Source organism: Rhodococcus sp. IEGM 1406, assembly GCF_030056745.1.
Classification (GTDB): Bacteria; Actinomycetota; Actinomycetes; order Mycobacteriales; family Mycobacteriaceae; genus Rhodococcus_F; species Rhodococcus_F erythropolis.
Map to the genome: position 1 here is coordinate 1,552,770 of NZ_JASHKO010000001.1, position 23,813 is coordinate 1,576,582.

Here is a 23,813-nt window from a genome sequence, read left to right on the forward strand (position 1 = left end):
TATACGTACTTCGGGATCGCGTCAGCGGCGAGCCTCCAGCAATCGAAGCCAGACCTCACTGACCGTCGGATACGAGGGCACCGCATGCCAGAGAGTTTCGAGTGGGACGGCGCCGACGACCGCGATTGTCGCCGCGTGCACCAGTTCGGATACTTCGGGCCCGGCAAAAGTAGCGCCGAGGATCACCTCGGTGGCCTTGTCGATGACCAACTTCGCGCGCCCGGAGTAGTCGTCGCGCAACAGCGAGGATCCTGCGACGGCCAGGTCGATCTCCACGACTTCGACGTCGTAGCCGTCGTCGCGAGCTTTCTTCTCGGTGCGTCCCACCCAGGCGATTTCGGGTGAGGTGAACACCACCTGCGGGACCTGTCCGTTGTCCGCCGACGCCGTGTACCGAGGTCCCCTGAGTCCGCGGCTCTCGGCCCGCGCGGCGATGACGTCTCCGCAGACTCTCGCCTGATACTTGCCCATGTGGGTGAGGGGAGAGCGACCGTTGATGTCGCCGACGGCGTAGAGCCACTCACCTTGGGCACAGAGGTGATCGTCAGTGGTGACGTACTTGCCGTCCTCGAGGCCGATGACGGACAAGCCGAGATCGGCAGATGTCGGCCCGCGGCCCGCCGCGACGATGACCTCGTCGACCTCGATCACACCGGAAGAGGTCTCGATGCTGACGGGTCCACCGTGGATGTGGCCCTCACCGGTGTCCTTGGCGTCGGGTCGCGACACCGAGTTGACGGCGGTGCTCAGTCGAACGTCGACGCCGCGGGCGCCGAGTGCTTCGGCAACCATCGTTCCGGCAAACGGTTCTGCCGATTTCAACAGAGCATCGCCTCTCACGAGCAGCGTCACGTGAGCGCCGAACGACGACAACCACGTTGCGCACTCCGTTGCGACGACTCCGCCGCCGATGACCGCCACCCGCGACGGAACCTCGTGGAGATTGGTCGCATCGCGCGACGTCCACGGGAGTGCTTCACGCAACCCCGGCGTCTTCGGGACAGTGGCAGTTGTGCCCGTGGCGAGTACGACGGCTTGGCGGGCGCGGAGCTTACGGGTCCCGTCGACGGTCACAGCGCGCTCGCCGTCGATCACCCCGTGGCCTTTGATCACGGTGATTCCCGCGGAGGTGGCCCAGTCGACCTGGGACGAATCGTCGTGGTTGTGGGTGAACGAGTCGCGCCGTTTCAGGACGGCCTCGACGTCCAGCGGTCCGGCCGGGATCCCGGGCAAGGCGTCGGCCGCCTCGAGGACCTGCCCCGGGCGCAGTAGTGCCTTGCTGGGCATACAGGCCCAATAGGAGCATTCACCGCCGACCAGTTCGTGTTCCACGATTGCGGCGGTGCGATTACTTCCGGCGATGGCGTACGCGGCGGCGTTCTCGCCGGCGGGCCCACCGCCGATCACGATGACATCGAATTCGTCGGTCATGCCTCCACGGTATGTCGGATCGGTCCGAGTTCGCTCGGTTACCGCCGGGTACGAGAACTCGATGATGGTTACAGTTGCACCCATGACGCGGCAGAAGATTTTGATCACCGGCGCCAGTTCGGGTCTGGGTGAGGAGATGGCCAGGAGATTCGCCGCGGCCGGTCGCGACCTCGCGTTGTGTGCCCGGCGGACGGATCGTCTCGACACGCTGCGTGGGGAGCTGGTGGCGCAGTACCCGTCGATCAGCGTCGCAGTGCGCGAACTCGATGTGACCGAACACGATTCCGTCGTCCGGGTTTTCGGTGAGCTGCGCGACGAGTTGGGTGGCCTGGACCGGGTGATCGTGAACGCCGGGCTCGGCAAGGGCGCCAAGATCGGAACCGGAAAAGCGCACGCGAATCTTGCAACAGCGCAGACGAATTTTGTCGGCGCGCTGTCGCAGTGTGAAGCTGCGCTCGAGATATTCCGCGCGCAGGACGCCGGACACCTCGTTCTCGTGTCCTCGATCAGCGCCGATCGGGGGCTGCCAGGGCCAAAAGCGGCCTATTCGGCAAGCAAGGCCGGGGTAGCGGCTCTGGGTGAGGCGCTCAGTATCGAGTTGGCGCGCACACCTATTCGCGTCACCACCCTGCTGCCGGGCTTCATCAAGACCGACATGTCCGCCGGCGCCGGCGACGACGCAGCGCTCATGGCCAGTTTGGACGAAGGCGTCAGTGCCATGGTCGACGCCATCGAGAAGGAAACCACCCGAGCGGCGCTACCCGGCCTCAAGTGGCAAGGGATAGATGCGGCCCTACGATTCCTGCCCAACTCCGTGACAGCGAGGTTTGTCTGATGAGCATCCACATCTCGAACGGTAAGCCCCGAGTAGTGATCGTCGGTGGCGGCTTCGGTGGACTGTACGCAGCGAGACGACTCAAGAAGGCCGACGTCGAGGTGGTTCTGATCGACCGAGGGACCAGCCACGTCTTCCAGCCACTGCTCTACCAGTGCGCCACGGGTCTGCTCTCCGAAGGGCAGATCGCAAGTCCGTTGCGTCATCTGCTCGAGGACAACAAGAACACGAACGTCGTTCTGGGCGAGGCCAAGTCGGTGGACGCGGACGCCGGAATACTGACTGCCAGTCGCTTCGACGGGTCGACCTTCGAATTGCCGTACGACTACCTGATCGTGGCGGCTGGAATGCGCCAGTCGTACCACGGTCAGGACGAGTTCATCAAATGGGCGCCCGGCATGAAAACCCTCGACGACGCTTTGGCGATCAGACGCAGTCTCATTGCTGCGTTCGAGATGGCCGAATCGCTCCCGACAGCGGAAGAACGTCGACCGTGGCTGACATTCGCCGTGGCGGGCGGCGGACCCACCGGCGTCGAATTAGCCGGACAGATCCGCGAATTGGCAATGCACGCGCTCACAAACGAGTTCCGGTCCATCGACCCGGACGAGGCAAGGGTACTGCTCTTCCACGGCGACGATCGGGTGCTCCCTTCGTTCAGTCGCAAGCTCTCGGCCGCAGCCAAACGTACTCTCGACGGGATCGGCGTCGAGACTCACCTCGGCGTGCACGTCACCGACGTGTGCGAGACCAGCATCGAGACGACGGACAAGAAGACAAAAGAGAAGCGGCAGTACGAGACCCGCACGATTCTGTGGACCGCGGGCGTCGAAGCAGTGCCGTTCGCTGAGGCACTGGCCACGGCGCTGGGTGTGAAGCAGGTCGGCGGAGGCCGCATCGAGGTGGAAGCCGATCTGACCGTTCCCGGCCACCCGAACGTCTACGTGGTGGGCGACCTCATGTCGCGGGACAAACTTGCCGGGGTGGCCGAGGTCGCGATGCAGGGTGGTCGGCACGCCGGTGCCCGGATCGCTGCAACCGTGGAAAACGGCGTGCCCAGCCGAAAACCGTTCAAGTACCGCGATCTTGGAACCGCGGCCTACATTTCGCGACGCCACGCGTTGCTTCAGGCAGGGCCGGTCCAGTTGTCCGGGTTCATCGGATGGGTGTCATGGGGAATCATCCACATCGCGTTCCTCGCGGGTTTCCGCAATCGCGCCAGCACGGTGCTGAACTGGGGCGCAACCCTGGCGTCGAAAACGCGTCGGGAACGGGCAATCACGTACGGCGACCCCGAAACCGCGCGGCAGCCGTACAACTGAGGGTTACTCAGTCTTGAACACGGGGTTTCCGGCGGCGTCGATCATCCACCACAGGCTGCCGACGCTCTGTCCGAGCATGTCTCCGGGAACCTTGTCGTCGAGGTACCGATAGACGGGCTTGCCGTTGACGGTGATCTGGAAAGATCCTTCAGGCCCGTCGACAGTGTCGATGACGGCGTCGATTCCTTCGACGACCGGCGAATCCGTGACCGAGGTAACCGCCGGCCAGTAACGCAGGCACGCTTCGTCGCACGACCCGGCTTGTGAGTTCTCCTCGTCCGGGTTGTAGACGTAGACGGTCATGCCTTCGCCGTCGACGGCGATCGTCCCGAGTGGGGAGTCGGCGGTCTTCAGCAGGGGTGCATCAGCGGCGGCGGGTGGCGACAGCGACGTCGCAATGGCAGTGACGTTGTCTGCGCTGTCCCCGGAATCGAGGGCGTCGGGCGAGCAACCGGTGAGGATCAGGGCGCTACTCGCAACCGTCGCGAACAACCACTGTCTGCGCATGACGTCTCCGTTCTGGGCGGGAGTGCTCGGGACAAGCAATCGGGGATACCCGTTGCGGACGAGCTGAAAACGCCGGGCGTCCGGATTCCTCGACAATAGCTCTGTTACAGAGCTATTGTGAGGTGTGGATGAAATCGGAGCAGATCACAGGCTTTCGGATGATGTCCTGGAGACGCTCGGGCAATTGCGTCGAGGCACGAGGAAGGCATCGGGGCGACCGTTTGCAGAACGACCGCTCGGCGGCGCCCAAATCGAACTCGTCAGGCTGCTACGGCGCAACCCGGGTCTGTCGGTGGCTGAGGCTGCCGGGCGATTGGGTGTCGCGGCAAACACGGTGTCCACCCTGGTTCGGCAGCTCGTCGACGATGGAGTGATCGAACGGGTTGCCGACGAGGCTGATCGACGCGTCGCGCGATTGGTCCTCTCGGACGAGGCGCGCGCCCGCGTCGAAGTGTGGCGTGATCGCCGGAGTGTGATTGTCGGTCAGGCATTGTCGAGTCTGGCCGGAGAAGACAGGGCGAGGATCGAGGCTGCGCTACCAGCCCTGTCGCGATTGGCGAGCGCTCTGGCAGCAGCCGGATCAGAAGGTGAGGGGCAGTGAGATGCTGACACAGTGGTGGAAGAGCCGAGCGGCAGGTTCACCCGACCCCGGCGCACACGCGGTCGAGATCGACTCGGTTACATACAAGTTCGGCGACCACCGCGCGGTGGACAACCTGAGTCTGGTCATCAACGCGGGGGAGTGCTTCGGCCTGCTCGGTCCCAACGGTGCAGGAAAGACTACGACGATCAGATTGCTCAACACGTTACTTCCTCTGCAAGACGGTGATATTCGGATTCTCGGTCGCTCAGTTCGTACCGAGGCGATGACCATTCGGCGCTACCTCGGGTACGTGCCACAACAGCTCTCGATCGAAAGCGCATTGACCGCACGCGAGAACGTGACCTGGTTCGCGAGACTGTACGACGTTCCGCGGTCCGAACGACGCGAGCGCGTCGACCAGGCGCTCGAGATGGTGGACCTGCTCGATTCAGGTGATCGTCTGGCGTCGAGTTTCTCCGGCGGTATGGTGCGACGTCTCGAACTTGCGCAGGCGCTGGTGAACCGACCGTCGTTGCTGGTACTCGACGAACCGACGGTGGGGCTGGATCCCATTGCCCGCGAATCCGTCTGGCAGCGAGTGGCGGAGATGCAGAAGCAGTACGGCATGACTGTGCTGCTCACGACGCACTACATGGAAGAAGCCGAGGAGCTGTGTGATCGTGTTGCGTTGATGCATCACGGTGAACTTCGAGCGGTGGGCGAGCCGAGCGCGTTGGCCGCCGAACTGGGGCCGGAGGCCACTCTCGAAGACGTGTTCCGTCACTACACCGGCGACGATCTCACCGGCGACAAGTCAGGAGGTCTCCGCGATGTCCGCAGTGCCCGTCGCACAGCGCGCCGCTTGGGCTGATCCCACTACCAACGGTTTCGCTCGATTGCTCTCGAGAATTTACACATTCTGCCTCGTGGAAGTTCAGAAGTTGCGGCACGACCGATCTGAATTGGTCACGCGCGCAATCCAGCCGATCCTCTGGTTGGTGATCTTCGGCCAGACGTTCAGTCATATCCGAGCGATCCCCACTGGCGACGTACCGTATCTCGACTTTCTCGCGCCCGGCATCATTGCGCAGTCCGCTCTTTTTGTTGCGATCTTCTACGGAATCCAGATCATCTGGGACCGTGACGCGGGAGTCCTCACCAAATTGATGGTCACGCCGACGCCGCGCGCAGCATTGGTGACAGGTAAGGCATTCGCCGCCGGGATCCGCGCAGTCGCCCAGGCAATGGTGGTCGTCATCGTGGCGGCGCTGTTGGGCGTGAGTATGACGTGGAACCCGCTCAAACTGCTCGGGGTCGTATTGGTCGTTGTCCTGGGTTCCGCGTTCTTTGCCTGCTTGTCGGTTGCGATCGCGGGAATCGTGCTCAAACGAGATCGATTGATGGGCATCGGGCAGGCAATCACCATGCCATTGTTCTTTGCGTCCAACGCGCTGTACCCGGTCGAACTCATGCCGACGTGGGTTCAGTGGCTCAGCCGCATCAACCCGCTGAGCTACGAGGTGTCAGCACTGCGCGGTCTACTCATCGGAATGCCGACCAACTATGTCGTCGACTTCGGCGTGCTGATCGGGGCAGCGCTGCTCGGAATCGTCACCGCCTCGGCACTATTGGGCCGCTTGACTCGCTGATCTTCGCGCTGGATCAGTCACGAGTGAACGGTGGGGCGTACGTGCTGCAATCCGGAGGTACGGCCGGGAGTCCTTCGGACGAGCGAAGTTTCTCCGCAATCGACGAGAGTAGGTCCTGCGATTCAGGGGAGAGATCGACCGCTTTCATAGCCAGAGAACGCAATTCGCTGTCGTGGAACTCTTCGACAACCGAACGGTCTTCTTCCGGAATCAGTTCGGGATCTTGGCGAGGCGTCGGGCCGAAGAAGTACTCTGCTGCTACGCCGAAGTAATCGGCCAATGCCAAAACGACTTGCTCTGACGGATTTGTGCGCACACCGCTCCGGAGCTGAGAGAGGTACGGTGTCGAAATCTTGCATCCGCGTTGTGAAAGGGCTTCCACAACTTGTGCGTTGGTGAGTCTCGGTGCTGTGGCCGGGTACAAGGCGTTCAAGCGGTCCTTGAATGAATCGGTCACAATTCCTCCCTCGAGCGTGACCCAGCGTCACAGCTACTTCGCAGTTTTCACATAGTAGACGACACGGTTATTCTGGACTCCGGTCGAAAGTCCTTTCACCTGCGGATATTTGGCGCGGAGAGATTCCAAAGACTTTGTAAAGTATGTGATTTACGCCGCGTACTGACCGTTCGTTTTGCCAACGGGCGTGCGGGTGGCGTATAAGCAAAATGTCGGTGGTTACGCCGTTGCGCTGCAGGTTCTTTCGGCCGGTCCTATGTAGCTGCGTCGATGCATCGTGGCCCTGTCTGTAACGTGCGAGCACTGCCGCCGGGCGCCGGGCGTCACTCTCTCCGGCGGTTGGCGCGCCGCGTGTTCGGAACTCCTTCTCGGTGCTCTGCTCGACGCTCGCGCGTAGTGATGGGCGCGTATTTTTCTCGGCACTCGAGAGTGAGCGGGCAGGTGTGTCGACCTGTCGAAAGTCACGCGCGTCGAAAGCGGCCGATTGGTATGTCATCGACGTTGGAACACAGTGCTTCTCGTCAGTCGCCGCTATCTCCTGCGGTGATATCAGCGTCGCCCGGACGCGTTTTGCGGCAGACCGAGCTCGAGGCGCAGCGTCCCGGCACGACATGTCGAGCGTCGCCTCTGCGTCTTTCGGATCGGAATAGCCCGCTGCGCCGGTAGTAGTCGACGTCCGTCGACATCGGGTGCGTGTCAGGACCCTTCGAAGGACTACGCGGCTTGCACAGGGAGGGCGGCAATTCTGTCGCACAGATCTACCATCAGCCCCTGCCGTGCGCTGCTCCTCCTGCAGGATGCGTGCCTCGGCCTCGGAAGCGGCTTATGGCACGGGGCTTGCTGACCGGCGCATACTGGTTACAACGCGGTGTGTTCGAAGGGCAGGACTGACATGGTCAGTGTCGAGAAGTGGGCGATGTGGGATTCCGCCGTGGAGGTGGATGTCACCGAAGGCGCTGCGCTGCCCACTGCGCACGCGTTGATCGCAGCTGCCATCGACGAGACCGAGGCGGTGTGCGACCTTCGCCGGGGCGACGCCGAGATTCACGCCGTCAACCTTGCTCAGGGAACTCCGGTCAAAGTGACTCGGCGTATGTCTGCTCTCTTGCGGTCGGCGCTGTGGGCGGCCCGTATGACCGGCGGCGCAGTCAATCCGCTTGCCGACAACTACTCCGAGGACGAGTCCATCCCTCCGGTCCACCCGACCCCGACGTTCGAGGACGTACAGCTCGACGGCGACGTGGTGTACGCGCCCTGGGGTGCGTCGTTCGACATCACCGGAGTTGCCAAGGCAGACACCGTCGATCGCGCCGCGCAGATCGTGGCTGCCGAACTGCAATGTGGTGTTGCCGTACGGATCGGCGACGTGATCGCCACGGCCGGCCATGCACCGGCCGGTGGCTGGCAGATTCCGGTACCGGGCAGCGAGGAAGTCGAACTGATCAACGGAACCGCGATGGCGACGGCGCGGGCGGTAGAGCTGCCCTCCTGGGAGCCGAACCAGGAGCGTCCCTCCACGGAGTGGGCGCAAGTCTCGGTGATCGCGGACGACGCGGTGTGGGCGTACGCCGCGAGCGAAGCAGCGTTGATCCGGGGTATCAGCGCCATCAAATGGGTTGAACAGCAAGAGCTTCGCGCTCGGCTCGTCGACCGATCCGGACGTGTGTACGCGACGGAGAGTTGGTTCGGCCCTGCAGCCGCGTGAATCAGGCCCGTCCGCGCTCCTTGCGGTACCAGTGCACGAGTGCGTCGGTGGACGTGTCGCCGAGGTCGCCTGGTGCCTCTTCGGATGAGAGTGCAGGTCCCAGTTCCAGTGCCTGCGTCTTGCCGAGTTCGACGCCCCACTGATCGAACGGATTGACACCCCACACAGCACCTTCGACAAATACCTGGTGCTCGTAGAGTGCGATCAACTGACCGACGACCGAGGGCGTCAATTCCTTGGCCAGGATGGTGCTCGAAGGCCGGTTGCCTGGCATCACCTTGTGCGGCACCAACTCCGGGGCCGTGCCCTCTGAAGCGATTTCTTCGGCGGTCTTGCCGAACGCGAGAACCTTTGTCTGAGCGAAGAAGTTACTCATGAGCAGATCGTGCATGGATCCGGTGCCGTCCGCCGTCGGCAGATCGTCGGTGGATTCCGCGAAGCCGATGAAATCGGCGGGCACGAGCCACGTGCCCTGATGCAGGAGCTGATAGAACGCGTGTTGGCCGTTGGTCCCCGGCTCGCCCCAGAAGATCTCACCGGTGGACGTGGTGACCGGTGAGCCGTCGGCGCGAACCGACTTGCCATTGGACTCCATGGTCAGCTGCTGCAGGTACGCGGGAAAGCGCAACAGGTCGTTGGAGTAGGGCAGCACTGCGCGGGACTGAGCGCCGAAGAAGTTGGAGTACCAGAGCCCGATGAGCCCGAGGAGTACCGGCGCGTTCTGCTCGAGCGGTTGGTTTCGGAAGTGCGTGTCGATCTGGTGGAAACCGTCGAGGAATTCGGCAAAACGAACGGGTCCGACGGCGCACATGACCGACAGTCCGATCGCCGAGTCGACGGAGTAGCGCCCGCCGACCCAATCCCAGAATCCGAACATGTTCGCGGTGTCGATGCCGAACTCCGCCACGCGATCACCATGGGTGGAGACTGCGACGAAATGCTTGGCTACGGCCGAGACGTCTTCGCTGCCCAGACCGGCGAACAGCCAACGCTTTGCCGCCGTCGCGTTGGTGAGCGTCTCGAGGGTGGAAAACGTCTTGGACGCGACGATGAAGAGCGTCGTCTCCGGATCGAGGTCGTCGAGCTGCCCGACCAGGTCGACCGGGTCGATGTTGGAGACGAACCGAACGCTGATCCCGGCGTCCGCGTAGTGCCGTAGCGCGCGATAGACCATCACGGGCCCGAGGTCGGAACCGCCGATGCCGATGTTGACGATGGTGCGGATGCGCTTGCCGGTGGCGCCCGTCCACTCGCCACTGCGCACCCGATCCGCGAAAGCGCCCATCGCGTCCAGAACTTCGTGAACGTCCGCGACGACGTCCTGACCGTCGACGGTCAGAGCAGAATCCTTCGGCAGACGCAGTGCTGTGTGCAGCACGGCTCGGTCTTCCGAGCTGTTGATGTGATCGCCCGCGAACATCGCGTCGCGTCGTGCCTCGACGCCGGCCTCGCGGGCCAACTCGACGAGTAGCGCGAGAGTCTCGCGGCTGACGCGATGCTTGCTGTAGTCGATGTGAAGATCACCGGCGTCGATCGTCAGCTCTCGCCCGCGGGCTGGATCGTCCTGGAAGAGTTCTCGCAGGTGAACGCCTTCGATGTCGGCGTAATGAGCGCGCAGTTTCTGCCAGGCTGAGGTTCCGGTGATGTCAGTGCTCACGATCATCGACTTTAGTGGCACAAGCTGGAAACTTCCGCGTGAGTCTCGCTCGCGGGCAGACGGACGCGGCTTCGACGAGCATCATGGAACCCATGGACACATTCGAATTCATTCGATCAGTTCCCACCCAGTTGTTCGTCGGCGGCCGGTTCGAGCCCGCGGAGAACAACGCGACCTTCCCGGTGGCGGATCCGGCGACCGGAAAATCGTTGACCGACGTCGCCGATGCGAGCCCCGCGGACGCGCTGCGCGCTCTCGACGAAGCCGTGGCCGTCTCGTCGAAGTGGGCGAGCACACCTGCGCGCGAGCGTGGTGAAATTCTGCGAGCCGTCTTCGAGAAGATCACCGAGCGCGCCGAGGACGTGGCGCTGCTGATGACCCTCGAAATGGGCAAGGCACTCGCCGAGAGCCGTGCCGAGGTCAAATACGGCGCCGAGTTCTTCCGGTGGTTCAGCGAGGAGGCCGTTCGCATCGGCGGGCGCTACACGCCGGCGCCGGCGGGCAACGGCCGGATCCTTGTCACCAAGGCGCCGGTCGGACCGTGTCTGGCCATCACTCCCTGGAATTTTCCGTTGGCGATGGGCACCCGCAAGATCGGACCGGCGTTGGCCGCCGGCTGCACGATCATCGTCAAGCCCGCCTCGGAGACCCCGTTGACGATGCTGCTGCTCGCTCAGCTCATGGCCGAAGCAGGGCTGCCCGACGGAGTCCTCTCGGTGTTGCCGACATCGAAATCCGGTGAAGTGACCGGCCCTCTCATCGACGACCCTCGACTGCGCAAGCTCACCTTCACCGGGTCCACCGGCGTCGGCAAGATGCTGGTGGAGAAGTCCGCGAAGCGATTGCTCCGCACGTCGATGGAATTGGGTGGCAATGCGCCCTTCGTCGTGTTCGACGACGCGGACGTCGACAAGGCAGTCGAGGGTGCGGTACTGGCCAAGCTTCGCAACGGAGGCGAAGCCTGCACCGCCGCCAACCGGTTCCATGTCGCCAACGCCGTGCGTGAGGAGTTCACGACCAAGCTGACCGAGAAGATGGCGGCGTTCACGATGGGACCGGGTACCGACCCGGAGACGAAGCTCGGCCCGCTGATCAACCAGAACCAGCTCGACACGGTCGCAGAGTTGGTTGCAGATGCGGTGGATGCCGGGGCGAAGGTTCGACTGGGCGGTAAAGCGCCAGGTGGTGAGGGTTACTTCTATCCGGCCACGGTGTTGGCCGACGTTCCGGCGAGCGCGCGGATACTGAAGGAAGAGGTGTTCGGACCCGTTGCCGCGATCACCGGCTTCGACACCGAAGCCGAAGGCATCGCGGCCGCCAACGACACCGAGTTCGGATTGGCTGCGTACATCTTCACGAGGGATCTCGACCGTGCGCTTCGGGTCTCCGACGCACTGGAATCAGGAATGATCGGCGTCAACCGAGGAGTGATCTCGGACGCGGCAGCGCCGTTCGGCGGTGTGAAGGAATCCGGATTCGGCCGCGAGGGCGGGACCGAGGGGATCGAGGAATACCTGAACACGAAGTACATCGCGCTCGAGAACTGATACACACACGAACGGCTACATCGGGACTGCCAGAGGCATCCGATGTAGCCGTTCGCAAGTGATCTGGGTGTGCGCTAGTGGCCCAGGCGTCCGCGGCCCAGGCGCAGGAGCAGCATCGCGAGGGTGTGGCCTTCCTGGCCCAGCTCGTTGAACCGTTCGAGGACCTTCATCTCTCGGCTGTGCACCAGACGCGGACCACCCGATGCCATCCGGGTACGGCCGATGATCTGGGAGACCTCGGAGCGGCGTTTGATGGCCGCGAGGATCTCGGCGTCGAGACGGTCGATTTCTTTCCGTAGTTCGTCGATCTCCGCCTCACTCTGGGGGATCTCGACGTCTGTCGGAGCAGTGTTTACAGTATTTCCATTGGGGGCTGCAGCCTGGGTGCTCATTGCTATTCGTCTCCTCTTCCTACTGCGTGGATCGTGGTCTCGGCTCGGGTCGTTACCGATCCAGGCACACTGACGAAAATGCCCCGGATCCGATTCGGACCAGGGGCGGGTGAGCTGTTCAGATCACGTGCACCGAGGTCCGGGGCACGTAAAGTAACGCCACAGCGGGCCGACGGGGTCGGCCGTGTTGTCGCGAACGGAAATGCTGAACATAGCGTCCAGTTTGCCATGCTCGACACAGGTAATCCAAGTGCCTCTACCAGCAGGTGGACGCACTGACGACCGTGTCGGTGGACGCCGGTAGCGTGGACAGGCGATGAACACGTACCCAGCACTCGGTGAGCACGACGGACATTCCCAGCACGACGGGGGCGGCGCGCGGGGACATGGCGCGGGTTCGGACGCCCTCCTCGAGGGTCTCAACCCGCAACAGCGCGAGGCCGTGGTCCATGCCGGTTCGCCGTTGCTGATCGTCGCGGGCGCCGGCTCGGGCAAGACGGCAGTACTGACGCGTCGCATCGCCTATCTGCTGGCCGAGCGGGGTGTCACCCCCGGTCAAATCCTGGCCATCACGTTCACCAACAAGGCTGCGGCCGAGATGCGCGAGCGTGTGGCAGCCCTTGTCGGACCGCGTGCCAACGCCATGTGGGTATCGACGTTCCACTCCAGTTGCGTGCGCATCCTGCGAGCACAGGCGGCGCTCCTGCCCGGTTTGAACTCGAATTTCTCGATCTACGATTCCGACGATTCGCGTCGACTGCTGACGATGATCTCGAAGGACCTCGAGCTCGACACCAAACGATTCTCCGCGCGGCTTCTCGCCACTCACATCTCCAACCTGAAGAACGAACTCGTCGGACCGGAAGAGGCGGTTGTCGCAGCCGATCAGGATCCGGCCGAACTGCCGCGACTGATCGCCAAGGTCTACGGCCATTACCAACAGCGGTTGCGTGCGGCGAACGCACTCGACTTCGACGATCTCATCGGTGAGACCGTTGCGCTTCTCCAGGCGTTTCCCCAGATCGCCGAGTACTACCGCCGCCGCTTCCGTCACGTGCTCGTCGACGAGTACCAGGACACCAACCACGCGCAGTACATGCTGGTGCGTGAACTGGTCGGCGGTGCCGGAGAGTCCGACCATGCCGTTGCCCCGGCCGAATTGTGCGTCGTCGGTGACGCCGATCAGTCGATCTACGCATTCCGCGGAGCCACTATCCGCAACATCGAAGAGTTCGAACGCGACTACCCGGACGCTCGGACCATCCTTCTCGAACAGAACTACCGTTCGACGCAGAACATTCTGTCTGCGGCCAACTCCGTGATTTCCAAGAACACCGGCCGACGTGAAAAGCGTCTGTGGACCGATTCGGGTGAAGGTGAACTGATCGTCGGCTACGTTGCAGACAACGAGCACGACGAAGCATCGTTTGTCGCCTCGGAGATCGATCGGCTGGTGGACCAGGGCGAGACCAAGTTCGCCGACATCGCGGTGTTCTACCGGACCAACAACTCCTCACGCGCGCTCGAGGAGATCTTCATTCGACTCGGTGTGCCGTACAAGGTGGTCGGCGGCGTTCGCTTCTACGAGCGCAAGGAAGTTCGGGACATCGTCGCGTATCTGCGCGTCCTCGCCAACGAAGACGACACCGTGAGCCTGCGACGCATTCTCAACACGCCACGACGCGGTATCGGTGATCGAGCCGAAGCCTGCGTCGCCGTGCACTCCGAGCATCGCAACATCAGCTTCGCCGCCGCACTGCGCGACGGCGCGGAAGGCAAAGTGGCGCTGCTCAATACGCGGTCACAGAAGGCCATCGCGTCGTTCCTCGAGATGATGGACGGGCTGCGGGCCCTGCTGCCGACACCGGCCGCCGACGAGGACGAACCCTTCGAACTCGGTGACATCGGTGAGGTCGCCGAGGCAGTGCTCGAGCGAACCGGCTACCGCGCCGAGCTTGCGGCCAGCAGCGATCCACAGGACGGCGCGCGACTCGACAACTTGAACGAACTCGTCAGCGTGGCAAGAGAATTCAGCTCCGACGCACGAAACGCGGCCGGGCTGATCGATCCGGACGACGAGGAAACCGCAGCAATGCGTGAAGGCGAACCCGATCCGGGTTCGCTCGCCGCCTTCCTCGAACGGGTATCACTTGTCGCCGACGCCGATCAACTGCCGGACTCCGACGACGGCGTCGTCACGATGATGACGCTTCACACCGCCAAGGGCCTCGAGTTCCCGGTCGTCTTCGTCACCGGTTGGGAGGACGGGCAGTTCCCGCACATGCGCGCCCTCGGTGATCCGGCAGAGCTGTCCGAAGAGCGTCGACTCGCTTACGTCGGCATCACCCGCGCCAGGCAGCGCCTGTACCTGACGCGCGCGATCATGCGTTCGGCTTGGGGACAACCGATCCAGAACCCGGCGTCGCGGTTCATCCAGGAGATCCCGGAGGACCTGATCAATTGGCGCCGTGAGGATCCGGGCACCGGTGGTGGATTCGGAAGCGGCAGGCCGGGTTACGGCAGCGGAAGCCGATACGGCAGCCAGGGCGGCCAGGGATACGGTGGCGGGCAGAACTACGGGGGAGGGTCCGGCAAGGCTGCGTCGACTCCCAGTTTCGGTGCCGCGCGTGGCCGCAACAACGTTCTGGTCCTTGCCACGGGTGACCGCGTCAGTCACGACAAGTACGGTCTGGGCACCGTGTTGGAAACCAAGGGCACCGGACCCACCGCGACGGTCACCATCGACTTCGGTAGCGCGGGCAAGGTGCGGTTGATGCTCATCGGCGGTGTGCCGATGGTCAAGCTGTAGAAGACAGACAAAAAACTTCCGGCCCGTACCTGGAAAGGTGCGGGCCGGAAGTTTTTTGTCAGAAGCGTTGGGCTTGCGATCAGTCCTGCTCGATACCGAGGCTGATGCCGCGTGATGCGAGCCAGGGGAGGGGGTCGATCTTGTTCTCGCCGGCGAGGTGAACCTCGAAGTGAAGGTGGGGGCCGGTGGAGAAGCCGCGGTTGCCGACAGTGGCGATCTGGTCGCCGGCCATGACCTGCTGACCGACGGTGACGGTGGACGTGTCGATGTGGCCGTAGACGGTGATCGTTCCGTCTGCGTGCTGTAGGCGTACCCACATGCCGAATCCGGAAGCCGGACCTGAATCGATGACCTTGCCGTCGGCGACTGCGACGATGGGCGTCCCGATCGGGGCGGCGATGTCGACGCCGGCGTGCAGGGTGCCCCAGCGGGTGCCGAAGTTGGACGTGAACGTGCCGACTGCCGGCAGGACGAACAGCGGGCGACGGGCAGCTGCTTCGCGTGCTGCGCGCTCGTCACTGAAACGCTGGCCCTTGGCAAGCAGGTTGCTGAACTGGGAGAGGTCGGTCGGTGCTGCGACGTTGAGGACCTGGGGAGCGTCGGCCTCGGTGGTGGCTGCCGTGGAGGTGGCCGGAGCGAACTGAGCGGCCTGCGGTTCTGCGGTGGTGCCGATCGCGGAGGACTCGTTGGCGAGTGCAACTTCCGAGTGGTCGGCGGCGGAAGAGGAACCGTCGTTGACAACTGCCTGGCCCGCGGCGACAACTGCGCCGGCTGCAACTGCCAGAACGGCGGCGCGGCCCTTGAGAGCAGAGGGAGGGGTGGGGAGTCGGTGAGCACCGCTGCGGCGAACCGGAGATTCGACATCGACTGTCGGTGCGGAAGAGGCGTAAGTGGGGGTGCTGATCACGTCGGACTCGACGAACTCGTGAGAGTCGGAATCTGACGACGTGGAGGATGAATTTCGAGTGAACATATCGGTAGAGATCTCAGAACTTTTGGTCTCGGTGTAACGCCTGGCCGAGTGCGTTGGATAAGTGGTCGTGACCTCGTCTGGAGCTGAGTTCGAGAACCTACTAGCGGTGAACTGGCTGCGGTGATGCATATGCCGGTTCTCTCCTCGAGTTCGTGATCAGCCCGTGACTTAGACCGACTGACGGTAACGAAATGATTGCGATGGGCGCAAGCCGTAGCGGAAACCTGTCCGATTATGTGACGTGCCTCACAGCTTGACCTGGGAATATGTCGATACGGGCAAAACGGACGAATCATCTCGTTTCGTGATCACGCGTGTCACAACCGGATCACCGGTCCATTCAGGCACTACCGTCGAGCGAGTGTCCACAACACCTGGAACTACGTCGCAGGCGCGTTTCGACGACCCCGGAGTGAAGTCCGGGGCGCCACTCGCGGCGGTAATCGGACTGCTCGGTGCCGTCGGAGTGGCGGCCAGCCCCGTCGTCGGAGTCGGGAGTGGCCGCGGGGTCGACACGACGGGGGCTCTTGCTTCTGCCGCTCTCTTCGCGGCCGTCTGCACGATCATCGTGCCGACGGTTGCAGTGCTCACCTCGGGCCGCAGGCCCGCCTTGGCCGGTGGACTCCTGGCCGGTATCGGGGCGGTGTCGCTCGGAGCGGCAATTCTCGACGTCCAGTTGTTCGTCGACGCAATCGATGCAAACCGCTTGGACCTTTTCCGTCCGATTTCGGCGGGTTCGATCGATGCGGGTCCTGGCGCTTATCTTGCGCTCGCGGGACACTGCATTCTTGTCCTGTCCGGGGTGCTCGGACTTGTCGCTGTCCATCGTGAATCGGAACGGGACGGATACGGCAGCGCTCGCGCCGCGGAATTCGACGGGCGATCGGTTGGCGGACGGATCGGCGCGTGGCCGACAGCGCTGCTGATTCTGGCCGCAGTGGTGTTCGTGCTCTCCCTGTTCGGTCCTTCCTTCAGTTCGCAGGATCCGATCTTTCTGGTCAAACCGCTCGTCGACTCGGTGTCGGCCACTGCCGTCGGTACAGGATTGGTCGGCGTCGCGGTGCTCGTTGCGGTCGCGGCGGCATTGACGTCCATCTCCCTACCGGTGGGCTGCGGCGCCCTGATCGGTGTCGGTCTCGGCGCACTCGCAGTCAGTGGAACCAGGGTGATGGCTGGGTTCGCGGCCGGCGATCGGATCGGCGTCGGTTCGGGATCCGTGGTCGGGGCACTGGCCGCCGTGGTCATCGTCGTGATCGGAGTTTCAGCGCCTTACCTCGCATCCAGGCGTGAAACGGATGCGATTCCCGCTGAAAGTGTGGTCCGCGCGCCTGCGAAGACAACAAAGGGTGCGCTCAAGGCAGCGATGGTGGCTCAGTCCCGGGCGGCGCAAGCGCGGGTGAACAGACTTCACCGCGTTGCCGGTATCGGCGCAGTTGGCACCGCAGCAGTGGCAGCCCTGGGCGTGGCACTTCCGGTCCTGTCGTTGCCGGAGAACATTCCCGAACCGTCGATGCTGTCGTCTCGAGTTGTCCTGCTCTCGGCTGCCGTACTGCTCCTCGCCGCGCTGGGCCTGTTTGCCCCGGGCCGCGCCGCCGTGGTGCGTCCGGCCGTCGGAGTGCTGTGGACCACCGTCGTGATGGGCGTCGCGGCTGTGATGCAGTCGGCGGTCATCGCGACGGACGTACCAGGCGTCGGGTTAGGTGCCGGCGCCTTCGTGCTTTGTGGCGCGGCTCTCCTCGCTGCGGCGACGGGACTGCTCGTCTGGCTGGCGGGAAGCGCAGAACGTGAAGACGTCGACACGTCGGTAGACGGCGGTTCGAGAGGGCTGGTGCTTCTCGTCGGTGGGATCGGCGCAGTCGCAGTCCTGATCGGGACCGCGCTTCCCCTCTATCGGGGTGACGCCTACACAGCGGCGTCAGTTCTGGAGTGGCCGTGGGGAATTGACGTCTGGGGGCAACTGCTCGTCGGCGTGACCGTCGTGATTGCCGCGGTGATCGCAGCGTCTGCGCGGCCGGCTCGAGGCGCGGCATTGCTGATCGGATCTGCCTTGGCAGCTCTGGTGTACGTCAGTGAGTGGCCGCTCACCTCATCGCGCATATCGGACGCAACCGTGGGGGTGGGTGCGATCACAGCGGCCACGGGCATAGTGTTGCTTCTCGTTGCAGCGTTCTCGAGCGCAAGAATCAGTGAGACTGATGCTTGACAAATTCGGTGTGGCCACCTTGCTCGATCGGTGAGGCGTGCCTCATTGCGCATTTGCGCGTGACTTGGGCCACATAGCATCAGTGCGGGCGCAAACCGAACGCGGCAACTGGTTAAAGTCCAGAACAGACCCGCTCCTACCCCTCGAGCGGGTGACAACGCAGACGAGACGGTGAGCAGATGGATCTCTTCGAATACCAGGCGAAGGAACTCTTCGCCAAGCACGGAGTGCCGACTTCGGCTGGACGTGTTACAGACACAGTCGCCGGCGCACGCGAGATTGCCGAAGAAATCGGTAAGCCCGTGATGGTGAAGGCACAGGTCAAGGTAGGCGGCCGCGGCAAGGCCGGTGGCGTCAAGTACTCGCCCGACGTGGATGCCGCAGTGGCAAACGCCGAGGCAATCCTGGGCCTGGACATCAAGGGCCATGTCGTCAAGAAGCTGCTGGTCGCAGAGGCAAGTGACATTGCCGAGGAGTACTACATCTCCTTCCTGCTCGACCGCACCAACCGCACCTACCTGGCCATGTGCTCGGTAGAGGGTGGCGTCGAGATCGAGGTCACCGCCGAGGAGAACCCCGACGCCCTCGCCAAGATCCCCGTCGACGCAGTCAAGGGCGTCGACCTCGCGTTCGCGCGCAGCATCGCCGAGGCAGGAAAGCTGCCCGCAGAGGTGCTCGACGCAGCGGCCGTCACGATCCAGAAGCTGTGGGAGGTCTTCATCAACGAGGACGCACTCCTCGTCGAGGTCAACCCCCTCGTTCGCACGCCTGACGATCAGATCCTCGCCCTCGACGGCAAGGTCACCCTCGATGAGAACGCGGCGTTCCGTCAGCCCGGCCACGAGGCATTCGAGGATCGCGACGCTACCGATCCCCTCGAGCTCAAGGCCAAGGAAAACGACCTCAACTACGTCAAGCTCGACGGTGAGGTCGGAATCATCGGCAACGGCGCAGGCCTGGTCATGTCCACCCTGGACGTCGTCGCATACGCCGGCGAGAACCACGGTGGCGTCAAGCCCGCCAACTTCCTCGACATCGGCGGCGGAGCTTCCGCTGCAGTCATGGCTGCCGGCCTCGACGTCATCCTGAACGACGCACAGGTCAAGAGCGTGTTCGTCAACGTCTTCGGCGGCATCACCGCGTGTGACGCAGTTGCCAACGGCATCGTCGGCGCACTGAAGACCCTGGGCGACGAGGCCAACAAGCCGCTCGTCGTTCGCCTGGACGGAAACAACGTCGAAGAGGGTCGTCGCATCCTCGCCGAGGCCAACCACCCGCTGGTCACGGTCGTCGCAACCATGGACGAGGCCGCCGACAAGGCCGCCGAACTCGCTCACGCAGCGAAGTAAGGGACTCACAGAACAATGGCAATCTTCCTCACCAAGGATTCAAAGGTCATCGTCCAGGGCATCACCGGCGGCGAGGGCACCAAGCACACCGCTCTGATGCTCAAGGCCGGCACCCAGGTCGTCGGCGGCGTCAACGCTCGCAAGGCCGGCACCACGGTCTCGCACGTTGCTGCTGACGGTTCCCCTGTCGAGCTCCCCGTCTTCGCGACGGTCGAAGAGGCAATCAAGGAGACCGGCGCAGACGTCTCCATCGCATTCGTTCCCCCGGCCTTCTCGAAGGACGCCATCGTCGAGGCCATCGACGCGGAGATCCCGCTCCTCGTGGTCATCACCGAGGGCATCCCGGTTCAGGACTCCGCTTACGCTTGGGCGTACAACGAGTCCAAGGGCAAGAAGACGCGCATCATCGGACCGAACTGCCCCGGCATCATCACCCCGGGTGAGGCCCTCGTCGGCATCACGCCCGCCAACATTGCAGGCACCGGCCCCATCGGCCTGGTCTCCAAGTCGGGCACCCTGACCTACCAGATGATGTACGAACTCCGTGACTTCGGCTTCTCCACCGCCATCGGCATCGGCGGCGACCCGGTCATCGGAACCACCCACATCGACGCCATCGAGGCGTTCGAGAAGGATCCCGAGACCAAGGTCATCGTGATGATCGGTGAAATCGGTGGCGACGCGGAAGAGCGTGCAGCCGATTACATCAAGGCCAACGTCACCAAGCCGGTCGTCGGCTACGTGGCTGGCTTCACCGCTCCCGAAGGCAAGACCATGGGCCACGCAGGCGCCATCGTCTCCGGTTCCTCGGGAACGGCTCAGGCAAAGCAGGAAGCTCTCGAAGCTGCAGGCGTGAAGGTCGGCAAGACGCCGTCCGCCACTGCTGCTCTCGCTCGCGAGATTCTTCAGTCCCTGTAAGGGGCTTCGCCCCCGTGCGTGGTTAGGGAGTCTCCGGACTCCTTAACCACGCACAGTGGTATCGACCCACATCGACCCGGCAGGTTCCAACTGCCCGGCACCGGATGTGATGGATGCGACGATCGAGTCGAGATCGTCGGCGTCACCGGCGGCGAGCGTCATCACCGCCTTCGATCCATACGCAGTTCCGAGCACCGAGACGCCCCGCGCTCTCAGCTCCGCTTCCACCCGACCGGCCTCTGAGTGCCGGATCGCCAAAGTGCGCAGGATCCTCCTCTCCCTGGCCACAAGCTCGGCCGAATCGAGAGCAACCGAGACGGCTCCCGAATACGCGCGGACCAATCCACCGGCGCCGAGCTTGATTCCGCCGAAGTAGCGCGTGACGACAACAATCACATCGACCAGATCTCGAGACTTGAGAACCTGAAGCATCGGCACCCCAGCTGTCCCGCCTGGTTCGCCGTCGTCGTGTGCACGCTCGACGCGTGAGTTCGCTTCGTATCCGATCACGAAAGCCGAACAATGATGGCGCGCATCGGGATACAGCGACTTCTGCTCCGCGACGAACTCCGTGGCGGCTTCGGCGTCGTCGATCCGGCGAAGCGCGGCGATGAATCGTGAGTGCTTCACCTCGGTTTCGACGACATGGTCGGCGCCGGGCGCGAGGGTGAAGGGCATCTGCCCATTGTCTCCTGTCGGTGTTAGCGTGCGAAGTCGAGACACATACGCTGGTAACCATCGAAGACCGTCTACGAGGAGAAGTCATGACGTTCACGCCGCAAGGGCCCAGCTTCGGGCCACCGAATCAGCCGGCAGCGGGCGGTGGAACCAAGAATCTCGGATTCATCCTGCTCATCGCCGTCGCGGCACTCGGCCTGATCAATTTCCTACTCGGTTTTGCGCCTTTCACGTCGATCAGTGGAAGCAGCAGCGGCATCGGTAGCGGTCTGGACACCAGTTCGAGCTTCTTCGAGTCGAGCATCTACGGCCTCGGATTCGTTTTCGCCGGCGGTGTGGTCGCAGGCGTATCGCTCCTCCCGAAGCAGTCGTATGCAGGCATTGCCGCAGCGCTCACCCTCACGGGTTTCTTCGCTTTGGTGTTCGCCGCGTTCTCCGTAGGTACCAGCGACTACGTCGACATCAGCCTCGGTTGGGGTCTGATCATCGTGCTGATCCTCTCGTTCGTGCAGACGGTCGTCGCAGTCGCCGCGTTGTTGTTCGAGATCGGAATCCTGAAGGCTCCCGCGCCGCGTCCGGTAGCTCAGCAGTACGGTCAGCCGCAGGGCTATGGCCAGCCCCAGGGCCAGGCGCCAGGTCAGCCACAGGGATACGGACAGGCTCAGTACGGCCAGCCGCAGCAGGCTCAGCAGCCGGGCCAGTACCAGCAGAACCCGCAGTACGGGCAGGCGCAGCAGCAGGGATACGGGGGAGCGCACGCCGCCCCCGCCGACCCGACTGCTTCGCAGCCGCCTTACGGCCAGACTGCGTCTCCCTACGGTCAGAACCCGGTGCAGAATCCCGCACAGACCGACTCGGCCGCGACGACGTCGTCTTACTATCCGCTGACCTCGCAGCCCGCGAGTCAGCCGAACCCGAGTTACTCGTCGGATCAGTTCACCGCTCCGCGCGGTTACGGCCAGCCGTACAACCAGCAGCAGACTGGCTCGACCGAGCAGCCGACGGGCTTCGAGCCGCCCACTTTCGAAGCGCCGACGCCGTCTGCTGAGCCTGACCAGGGCAGCAGCGATTCCGCGGCCGAGACCAAGGTCTTCGGGTCGCAGAACCCCGACGAGCGTCAGCAGTAGTACTACTTCGTTTCACGAACATGAATGTGGCCTCCGACCCGCTGCGGGTGGAGGCCACATTCCGTGAGCCCGACGGCGCGCCTGAGTGCGCGGCGCACTATCGAGTGAAACCCTCGAGGGGATGAGTTCTTTGATTGATGGCACCCGGTCCCGTCCCGCGTCCTCACGACCCGGACGTGGTCGTACTGGCGGCGGCCGCGTCGGCGGCGGTCGCCCGGCACCGAACCCGGACCTGGCGCGCAAGCTGCTGACGGTCGCCTTCCGGCCGTCGGGTCTGACGATGCTGCTGATCGCGGCTGTCGTTGTGGTCACCTTGGTATCGGCGAGCAGCGACCTGACCGGAACCTTCGGCGCCATTGCCACCACATGGTTGGTCATCCACCAGGTGCCGGCGACTATCAGCGGCGTCCAACTCGGTGTACTGCCGTTGCTACCGACGGCCGTCATGATGTGGGTGGTTGCACGCCGATGCGCGTCGACTGCGGTGCACACCGACTCCCGTGACGACACCCTCCGCCTGGTGGGGGCCGCGGTGGCCGGACCGTTGACTATCACGGCAATCGCTCTCGCCGTGGTCGCCGACGCCTCCGCAGCCATTCCGCTGTCGAGCCCCAACACGTTGGCAGCTTTCGGCTGGGTCGCCGGGATTCACCTGATCGCCGCGTCCGTCGGTGTTGCTGCTGCGCACTGGGATCGCGTCGTCGCCGAGATTCCGCCGTGGGCATCTGCCGCTCTTCGACCGGCAACGGCTGCGTCGGCAGCGCTGTTGGCTGCGGGCGCCGTGGCCGTCGTGGTGTCACTACTCGTGTCGTGGTCGACGGTCGGTGACCTACTCGCGCGCGGCAACGGGTTTGTCGGCGTACTGGGATTAACGGTGTTGTCGCTGCTCTACCTGCCGAACCTCGTGGTCGGCGCAGCCGCGGTGATGACGGGATCGACGGCCGATTTCGGCAATGTTTCCATCAGCGTGTTCGGCAACATCGGCGGTGACCTACCACCCTTGCCCCTTCTCGGAGCGATTCCGGAAGGCGTCGCCGGTGGAATCTGGCCCGTGTTGTTGATCGTTCCGGCAGCGGTGGGCATGATGCTCGGCCGTGATTGCGCTCGACGCATCGCCGGGCAGGACAGTGTGCTCGCAGTGCTGACGGCAGCCGCCGGTGCCGGCGTCGTCATGGCGCTGCTCGCTCTTGCTGCCGGGGGAGACCTCGGGCAGTTCGGCACCGTGGAGGTCCTGTGGTGGGGCTTCGGTCTTCTGACTTTTGCGTGGCTGGGATTGTTCGGAACGGTCTCGGCGCTGTTCGCGATGTGGTTCTCACACCGCGGACACATGAAGGACGAGGTTGCGCCCCCGACGGCTGAACCGGCTCGAACAGTCGAGCCCGAACTTGCGATCACGGCTGCGGCCACACCGGAAGACGAGGACGACGAGAACACGGGCGAAGTGCTGGCCCAGGAATCTGCGGTCGTTGTCACCAAGGTCGTCGAAGCGGAAATCGTCGAGGAATCAGGCGAACCCGTGCAGGTAGTGACAGAGGAAACCGTCGAGATCGAAGTAGTCGACGCCGAGGTTGTCGCGGCACCCGAGGCGGACCCCACAGCCGACTCCCCAGCCGGGGCCGAGCCGGAGACCGACCTGCCCTCGAAGCCGCAGAAGTCCAGCGACTAGGCTGT

At 63.7% G+C, this 23,813-nt stretch carries 20 protein-coding genes; 13 read left to right on the plus strand and 7 right to left on the minus strand.

What is annotated here, in order from left to right:
- Window positions 1–21 precede the first annotated feature (21 nt).
- Window positions 22–1,431: a dihydrolipoyl dehydrogenase family protein gene (locus QM596_RS07515; protein WP_205906600.1), complete on the minus strand. Its 1,410-nt coding sequence runs from the start codon at window positions 1,429–1,431 to the stop codon at window positions 22–24.
- 82 nt (window positions 1,432–1,513) lie between these two features.
- Here QM596_RS07515 and QM596_RS07520 point away from each other — a divergent pair, with 82 nt between their 5' ends.
- Together QM596_RS07520 and QM596_RS07525 are read left to right on the plus strand one after the other, a co-directional pair.
- The gene (locus QM596_RS07520; RefSeq protein ID WP_019744767.1) at window positions 1,514–2,266 is read left to right on the plus strand and encodes an SDR family oxidoreductase; all 753 of its coding nucleotides are present in this window, start codon (window positions 1,514–1,516) and stop codon (window positions 2,264–2,266) included.
- The gene (locus QM596_RS07525) at window positions 2,266–3,588 is read left to right on the plus strand and encodes an NAD(P)/FAD-dependent oxidoreductase (protein ID WP_003946361.1); all 1,323 of its coding nucleotides are present in this window, start codon (window positions 2,266–2,268) and stop codon (window positions 3,586–3,588) included. Before QM596_RS07520 ends, QM596_RS07525 begins: the two co-directional genes overlap by 1 nt.
- A 3-nt stretch (window positions 3,589–3,591) precedes the next feature.
- Here the strand turns inward: QM596_RS07525 and QM596_RS07530 are convergent, their stop codons facing one another.
- A complete protein-coding gene (locus QM596_RS07530; RefSeq protein ID WP_283308525.1) occupies window positions 3,592–4,095 on the minus strand; it encodes a COG4315 family predicted lipoprotein in 504 nt (167 codons plus the stop codon).
- A gap of 124 nt (window positions 4,096–4,219) precedes the next feature.
- Here QM596_RS07530 and QM596_RS07535 point away from each other — a divergent pair, with 124 nt between their 5' ends.
- The 3 genes from QM596_RS07535 to QM596_RS07545 are packed head-to-tail and all read left to right on the plus strand — an operon-like array spanning window position 4,220 to window position 6,327.
- Window positions 4,220–4,696, plus strand: coding sequence for a MarR family winged helix-turn-helix transcriptional regulator (locus QM596_RS07535; protein WP_283308528.1), 477 nt, complete (start codon window positions 4,220–4,222; stop codon window positions 4,694–4,696).
- Between the two features lies 1 nt (window position 4,697).
- Window positions 4,698–5,549, plus strand: coding sequence for an ABC transporter ATP-binding protein (locus QM596_RS07540; protein WP_021332293.1), 852 nt, complete (start codon window positions 4,698–4,700; stop codon window positions 5,547–5,549).
- Complete coding sequence (locus QM596_RS07545) at window positions 5,509–6,327, plus strand: ABC transporter permease (protein ID WP_283308531.1); 819 nt, start codon at window positions 5,509–5,511, stop codon at window positions 6,325–6,327. The genes QM596_RS07540 and QM596_RS07545 overlap by 41 nt, the downstream gene beginning before the upstream one ends.
- 13 nt (window positions 6,328–6,340) lie before the next feature.
- On the opposite strand, the gene QM596_RS07550 is transcribed toward QM596_RS07545, so the two are convergent.
- Window positions 6,341–6,784 carry a helix-turn-helix domain-containing protein gene (locus QM596_RS07550; protein ID WP_019744761.1) on the minus strand — a complete coding sequence of 148 codons (444 nt, stop codon included), beginning with the start codon at window positions 6,782–6,784 and terminating at the stop codon, window positions 6,341–6,343.
- 892 nt (window positions 6,785–7,676) lie between these two features.
- On the opposite strand from QM596_RS07550, the gene QM596_RS07555 reads away from it, so the two are divergent.
- Complete coding sequence (locus tag QM596_RS07555; RefSeq protein WP_020970361.1) at window positions 7,677–8,489, plus strand: FAD:protein FMN transferase; 813 nt, start codon at window positions 7,677–7,679, stop codon at window positions 8,487–8,489.
- Between the two features lies 1 nt (window position 8,490).
- On the opposite strand, the gene pgi is transcribed toward QM596_RS07555, so the two are convergent.
- Entirely contained in the window at window positions 8,491–10,146 is a 1,656-nt protein-coding gene (pgi, locus tag QM596_RS07560) for a glucose-6-phosphate isomerase (RefSeq protein WP_021345178.1), read from the minus strand.
- Between the two features lie 92 nt (window positions 10,147–10,238).
- Here pgi and QM596_RS07565 point away from each other — a divergent pair, with 92 nt between their 5' ends.
- Window positions 10,239–11,693, plus strand: a complete 1,455-nt coding sequence (locus QM596_RS07565) for an NAD-dependent succinate-semialdehyde dehydrogenase (RefSeq protein WP_173362667.1) — start codon at window positions 10,239–10,241, stop codon at window positions 11,691–11,693.
- 74 nt (window positions 11,694–11,767) lie between these two features.
- On the opposite strand, the gene QM596_RS07570 is transcribed toward QM596_RS07565, so the two are convergent.
- Window positions 11,768–12,085, minus strand: a complete 318-nt coding sequence (locus QM596_RS07570; RefSeq protein WP_020908651.1) for a chorismate mutase — start codon at window positions 12,083–12,085, stop codon at window positions 11,768–11,770.
- 316 nt (window positions 12,086–12,401) lie between these two features.
- Between QM596_RS07570 and pcrA the strand changes: the two genes are divergently transcribed.
- Entirely contained in the window at window positions 12,402–14,894 is a 2,493-nt protein-coding gene (gene pcrA / locus QM596_RS07575; protein ID WP_020908650.1) for a DNA helicase PcrA, read from the plus strand.
- A 79-nt stretch (window positions 14,895–14,973) separates the two neighbouring features.
- Here pcrA and QM596_RS07580 read toward each other — a convergent pair whose 3' ends face one another.
- Window positions 14,974–15,996, minus strand: coding sequence for a M23 family metallopeptidase (locus tag QM596_RS07580; protein ID WP_020970357.1), 1,023 nt, complete (start codon window positions 15,994–15,996; stop codon window positions 14,974–14,976).
- A gap of 232 nt (window positions 15,997–16,228) precedes the next feature.
- On the opposite strand from QM596_RS07580, the gene QM596_RS07585 reads away from it, so the two are divergent.
- From QM596_RS07585 to sucD, 3 genes are all read left to right on the plus strand, one after another.
- Window positions 16,229–18,070 (plus strand): hypothetical protein, encoded by a 1,842-nt coding sequence (locus QM596_RS07585; RefSeq protein ID WP_283308539.1) that lies wholly within the window; start codon window positions 16,229–16,231, stop codon window positions 18,068–18,070.
- A gap of 179 nt (window positions 18,071–18,249) precedes the next feature.
- Window positions 18,250–19,419: an ADP-forming succinate--CoA ligase subunit beta gene (sucC, locus tag QM596_RS07590; RefSeq protein ID WP_019744753.1), complete on the plus strand. Its 1,170-nt coding sequence runs from the start codon at window positions 18,250–18,252 to the stop codon at window positions 19,417–19,419.
- 15 nt (window positions 19,420–19,434) lie between these two features.
- A complete protein-coding gene (gene sucD / locus QM596_RS07595; RefSeq protein ID WP_003946432.1) occupies window positions 19,435–20,337 on the plus strand; it encodes a succinate--CoA ligase subunit alpha in 903 nt (300 codons plus the stop codon).
- Window positions 20,338–20,379: 42 nt separating this feature from the next.
- On the opposite strand, the gene QM596_RS07600 is transcribed toward sucD, so the two are convergent.
- Window positions 20,380–21,015, minus strand: a complete 636-nt coding sequence (locus QM596_RS07600; RefSeq protein ID WP_047888486.1) for an IMPACT family protein — start codon at window positions 21,013–21,015, stop codon at window positions 20,380–20,382.
- Between the two features lie 86 nt (window positions 21,016–21,101).
- Between QM596_RS07600 and QM596_RS07605 the strand changes: the two genes are divergently transcribed.
- Window positions 21,102–22,142, plus strand: coding sequence for a DUF5336 domain-containing protein (locus QM596_RS07605; RefSeq protein WP_269577061.1), 1,041 nt, complete (start codon window positions 21,102–21,104; stop codon window positions 22,140–22,142).
- Window positions 22,143–22,263: 121 nt separating this feature from the next.
- Window positions 22,264–23,808, plus strand: a complete 1,545-nt coding sequence (locus tag QM596_RS07610; RefSeq protein WP_283308545.1) for a cell division protein PerM — start codon at window positions 22,264–22,266, stop codon at window positions 23,806–23,808.
- The last annotated feature ends 5 nt before the right edge of the window (window positions 23,809–23,813 follow it).

What these genes read in the sequence shown, in the direction of transcription:
- QM596_RS07515 (WP_205906600.1), bottom strand. Translation starts at nt 1,431, where the DNA reads ATGACCGACGAATTCGATGTCATCGTGATCGGCGGTGGGCCCGCCGGC.
- QM596_RS07520 (WP_019744767.1), top strand. Translation starts at nt 1,514, where the DNA reads ATGACGCGGCAGAAGATTTTGATCACCGGCGCCAGTTCGGGTCTGGGT.
- QM596_RS07525 (WP_003946361.1), top strand. Translation starts at nt 2,266, where the DNA reads ATGAGCATCCACATCTCGAACGGTAAGCCCCGAGTAGTGATCGTCGGT.
- QM596_RS07530 (WP_283308525.1), bottom strand. Translation starts at nt 4,095, where the DNA reads ATGCGCAGACAGTGGTTGTTCGCGACGGTTGCGAGTAGCGCCCTGATC.
- QM596_RS07540 (WP_021332293.1), top strand. Translation starts at nt 4,698, where the DNA reads ATGCTGACACAGTGGTGGAAGAGCCGAGCGGCAGGTTCACCCGACCCC.
- QM596_RS07545 (WP_283308531.1), top strand. Translation starts at nt 5,509, where the DNA reads ATGTCCGCAGTGCCCGTCGCACAGCGCGCCGCTTGGGCTGATCCCACT.
- QM596_RS07555 (WP_020970361.1), top strand. Translation starts at nt 7,677, where the DNA reads ATGGTCAGTGTCGAGAAGTGGGCGATGTGGGATTCCGCCGTGGAGGTG.
- QM596_RS07565 (WP_173362667.1), top strand. Translation starts at nt 10,239, where the DNA reads ATGGACACATTCGAATTCATTCGATCAGTTCCCACCCAGTTGTTCGTC.
- QM596_RS07570 (WP_020908651.1), bottom strand. Translation starts at nt 12,085, where the DNA reads ATGAGCACCCAGGCTGCAGCCCCCAATGGAAATACTGTAAACACTGCT.
- pcrA (WP_020908650.1), top strand. Translation starts at nt 12,402, where the DNA reads ATGAACACGTACCCAGCACTCGGTGAGCACGACGGACATTCCCAGCAC.
- QM596_RS07580 (WP_020970357.1), bottom strand. Translation starts at nt 15,996, where the DNA reads ATGCATCACCGCAGCCAGTTCACCGCTAGTAGGTTCTCGAACTCAGCT.
- sucC (WP_019744753.1), top strand. Translation starts at nt 18,250, where the DNA reads ATGGATCTCTTCGAATACCAGGCGAAGGAACTCTTCGCCAAGCACGGA.
- sucD (WP_003946432.1), top strand. Translation starts at nt 19,435, where the DNA reads ATGGCAATCTTCCTCACCAAGGATTCAAAGGTCATCGTCCAGGGCATC.
- QM596_RS07600 (WP_047888486.1), bottom strand. Translation starts at nt 21,015, where the DNA reads ATGCCCTTCACCCTCGCGCCCGGCGCCGACCATGTCGTCGAAACCGAG.
- QM596_RS07605 (WP_269577061.1), top strand. Translation starts at nt 21,102, where the DNA reads ATGACGTTCACGCCGCAAGGGCCCAGCTTCGGGCCACCGAATCAGCCG.
- QM596_RS07610 (WP_283308545.1), top strand. Translation starts at nt 22,264, where the DNA reads ATGAGTTCTTTGATTGATGGCACCCGGTCCCGTCCCGCGTCCTCACGA.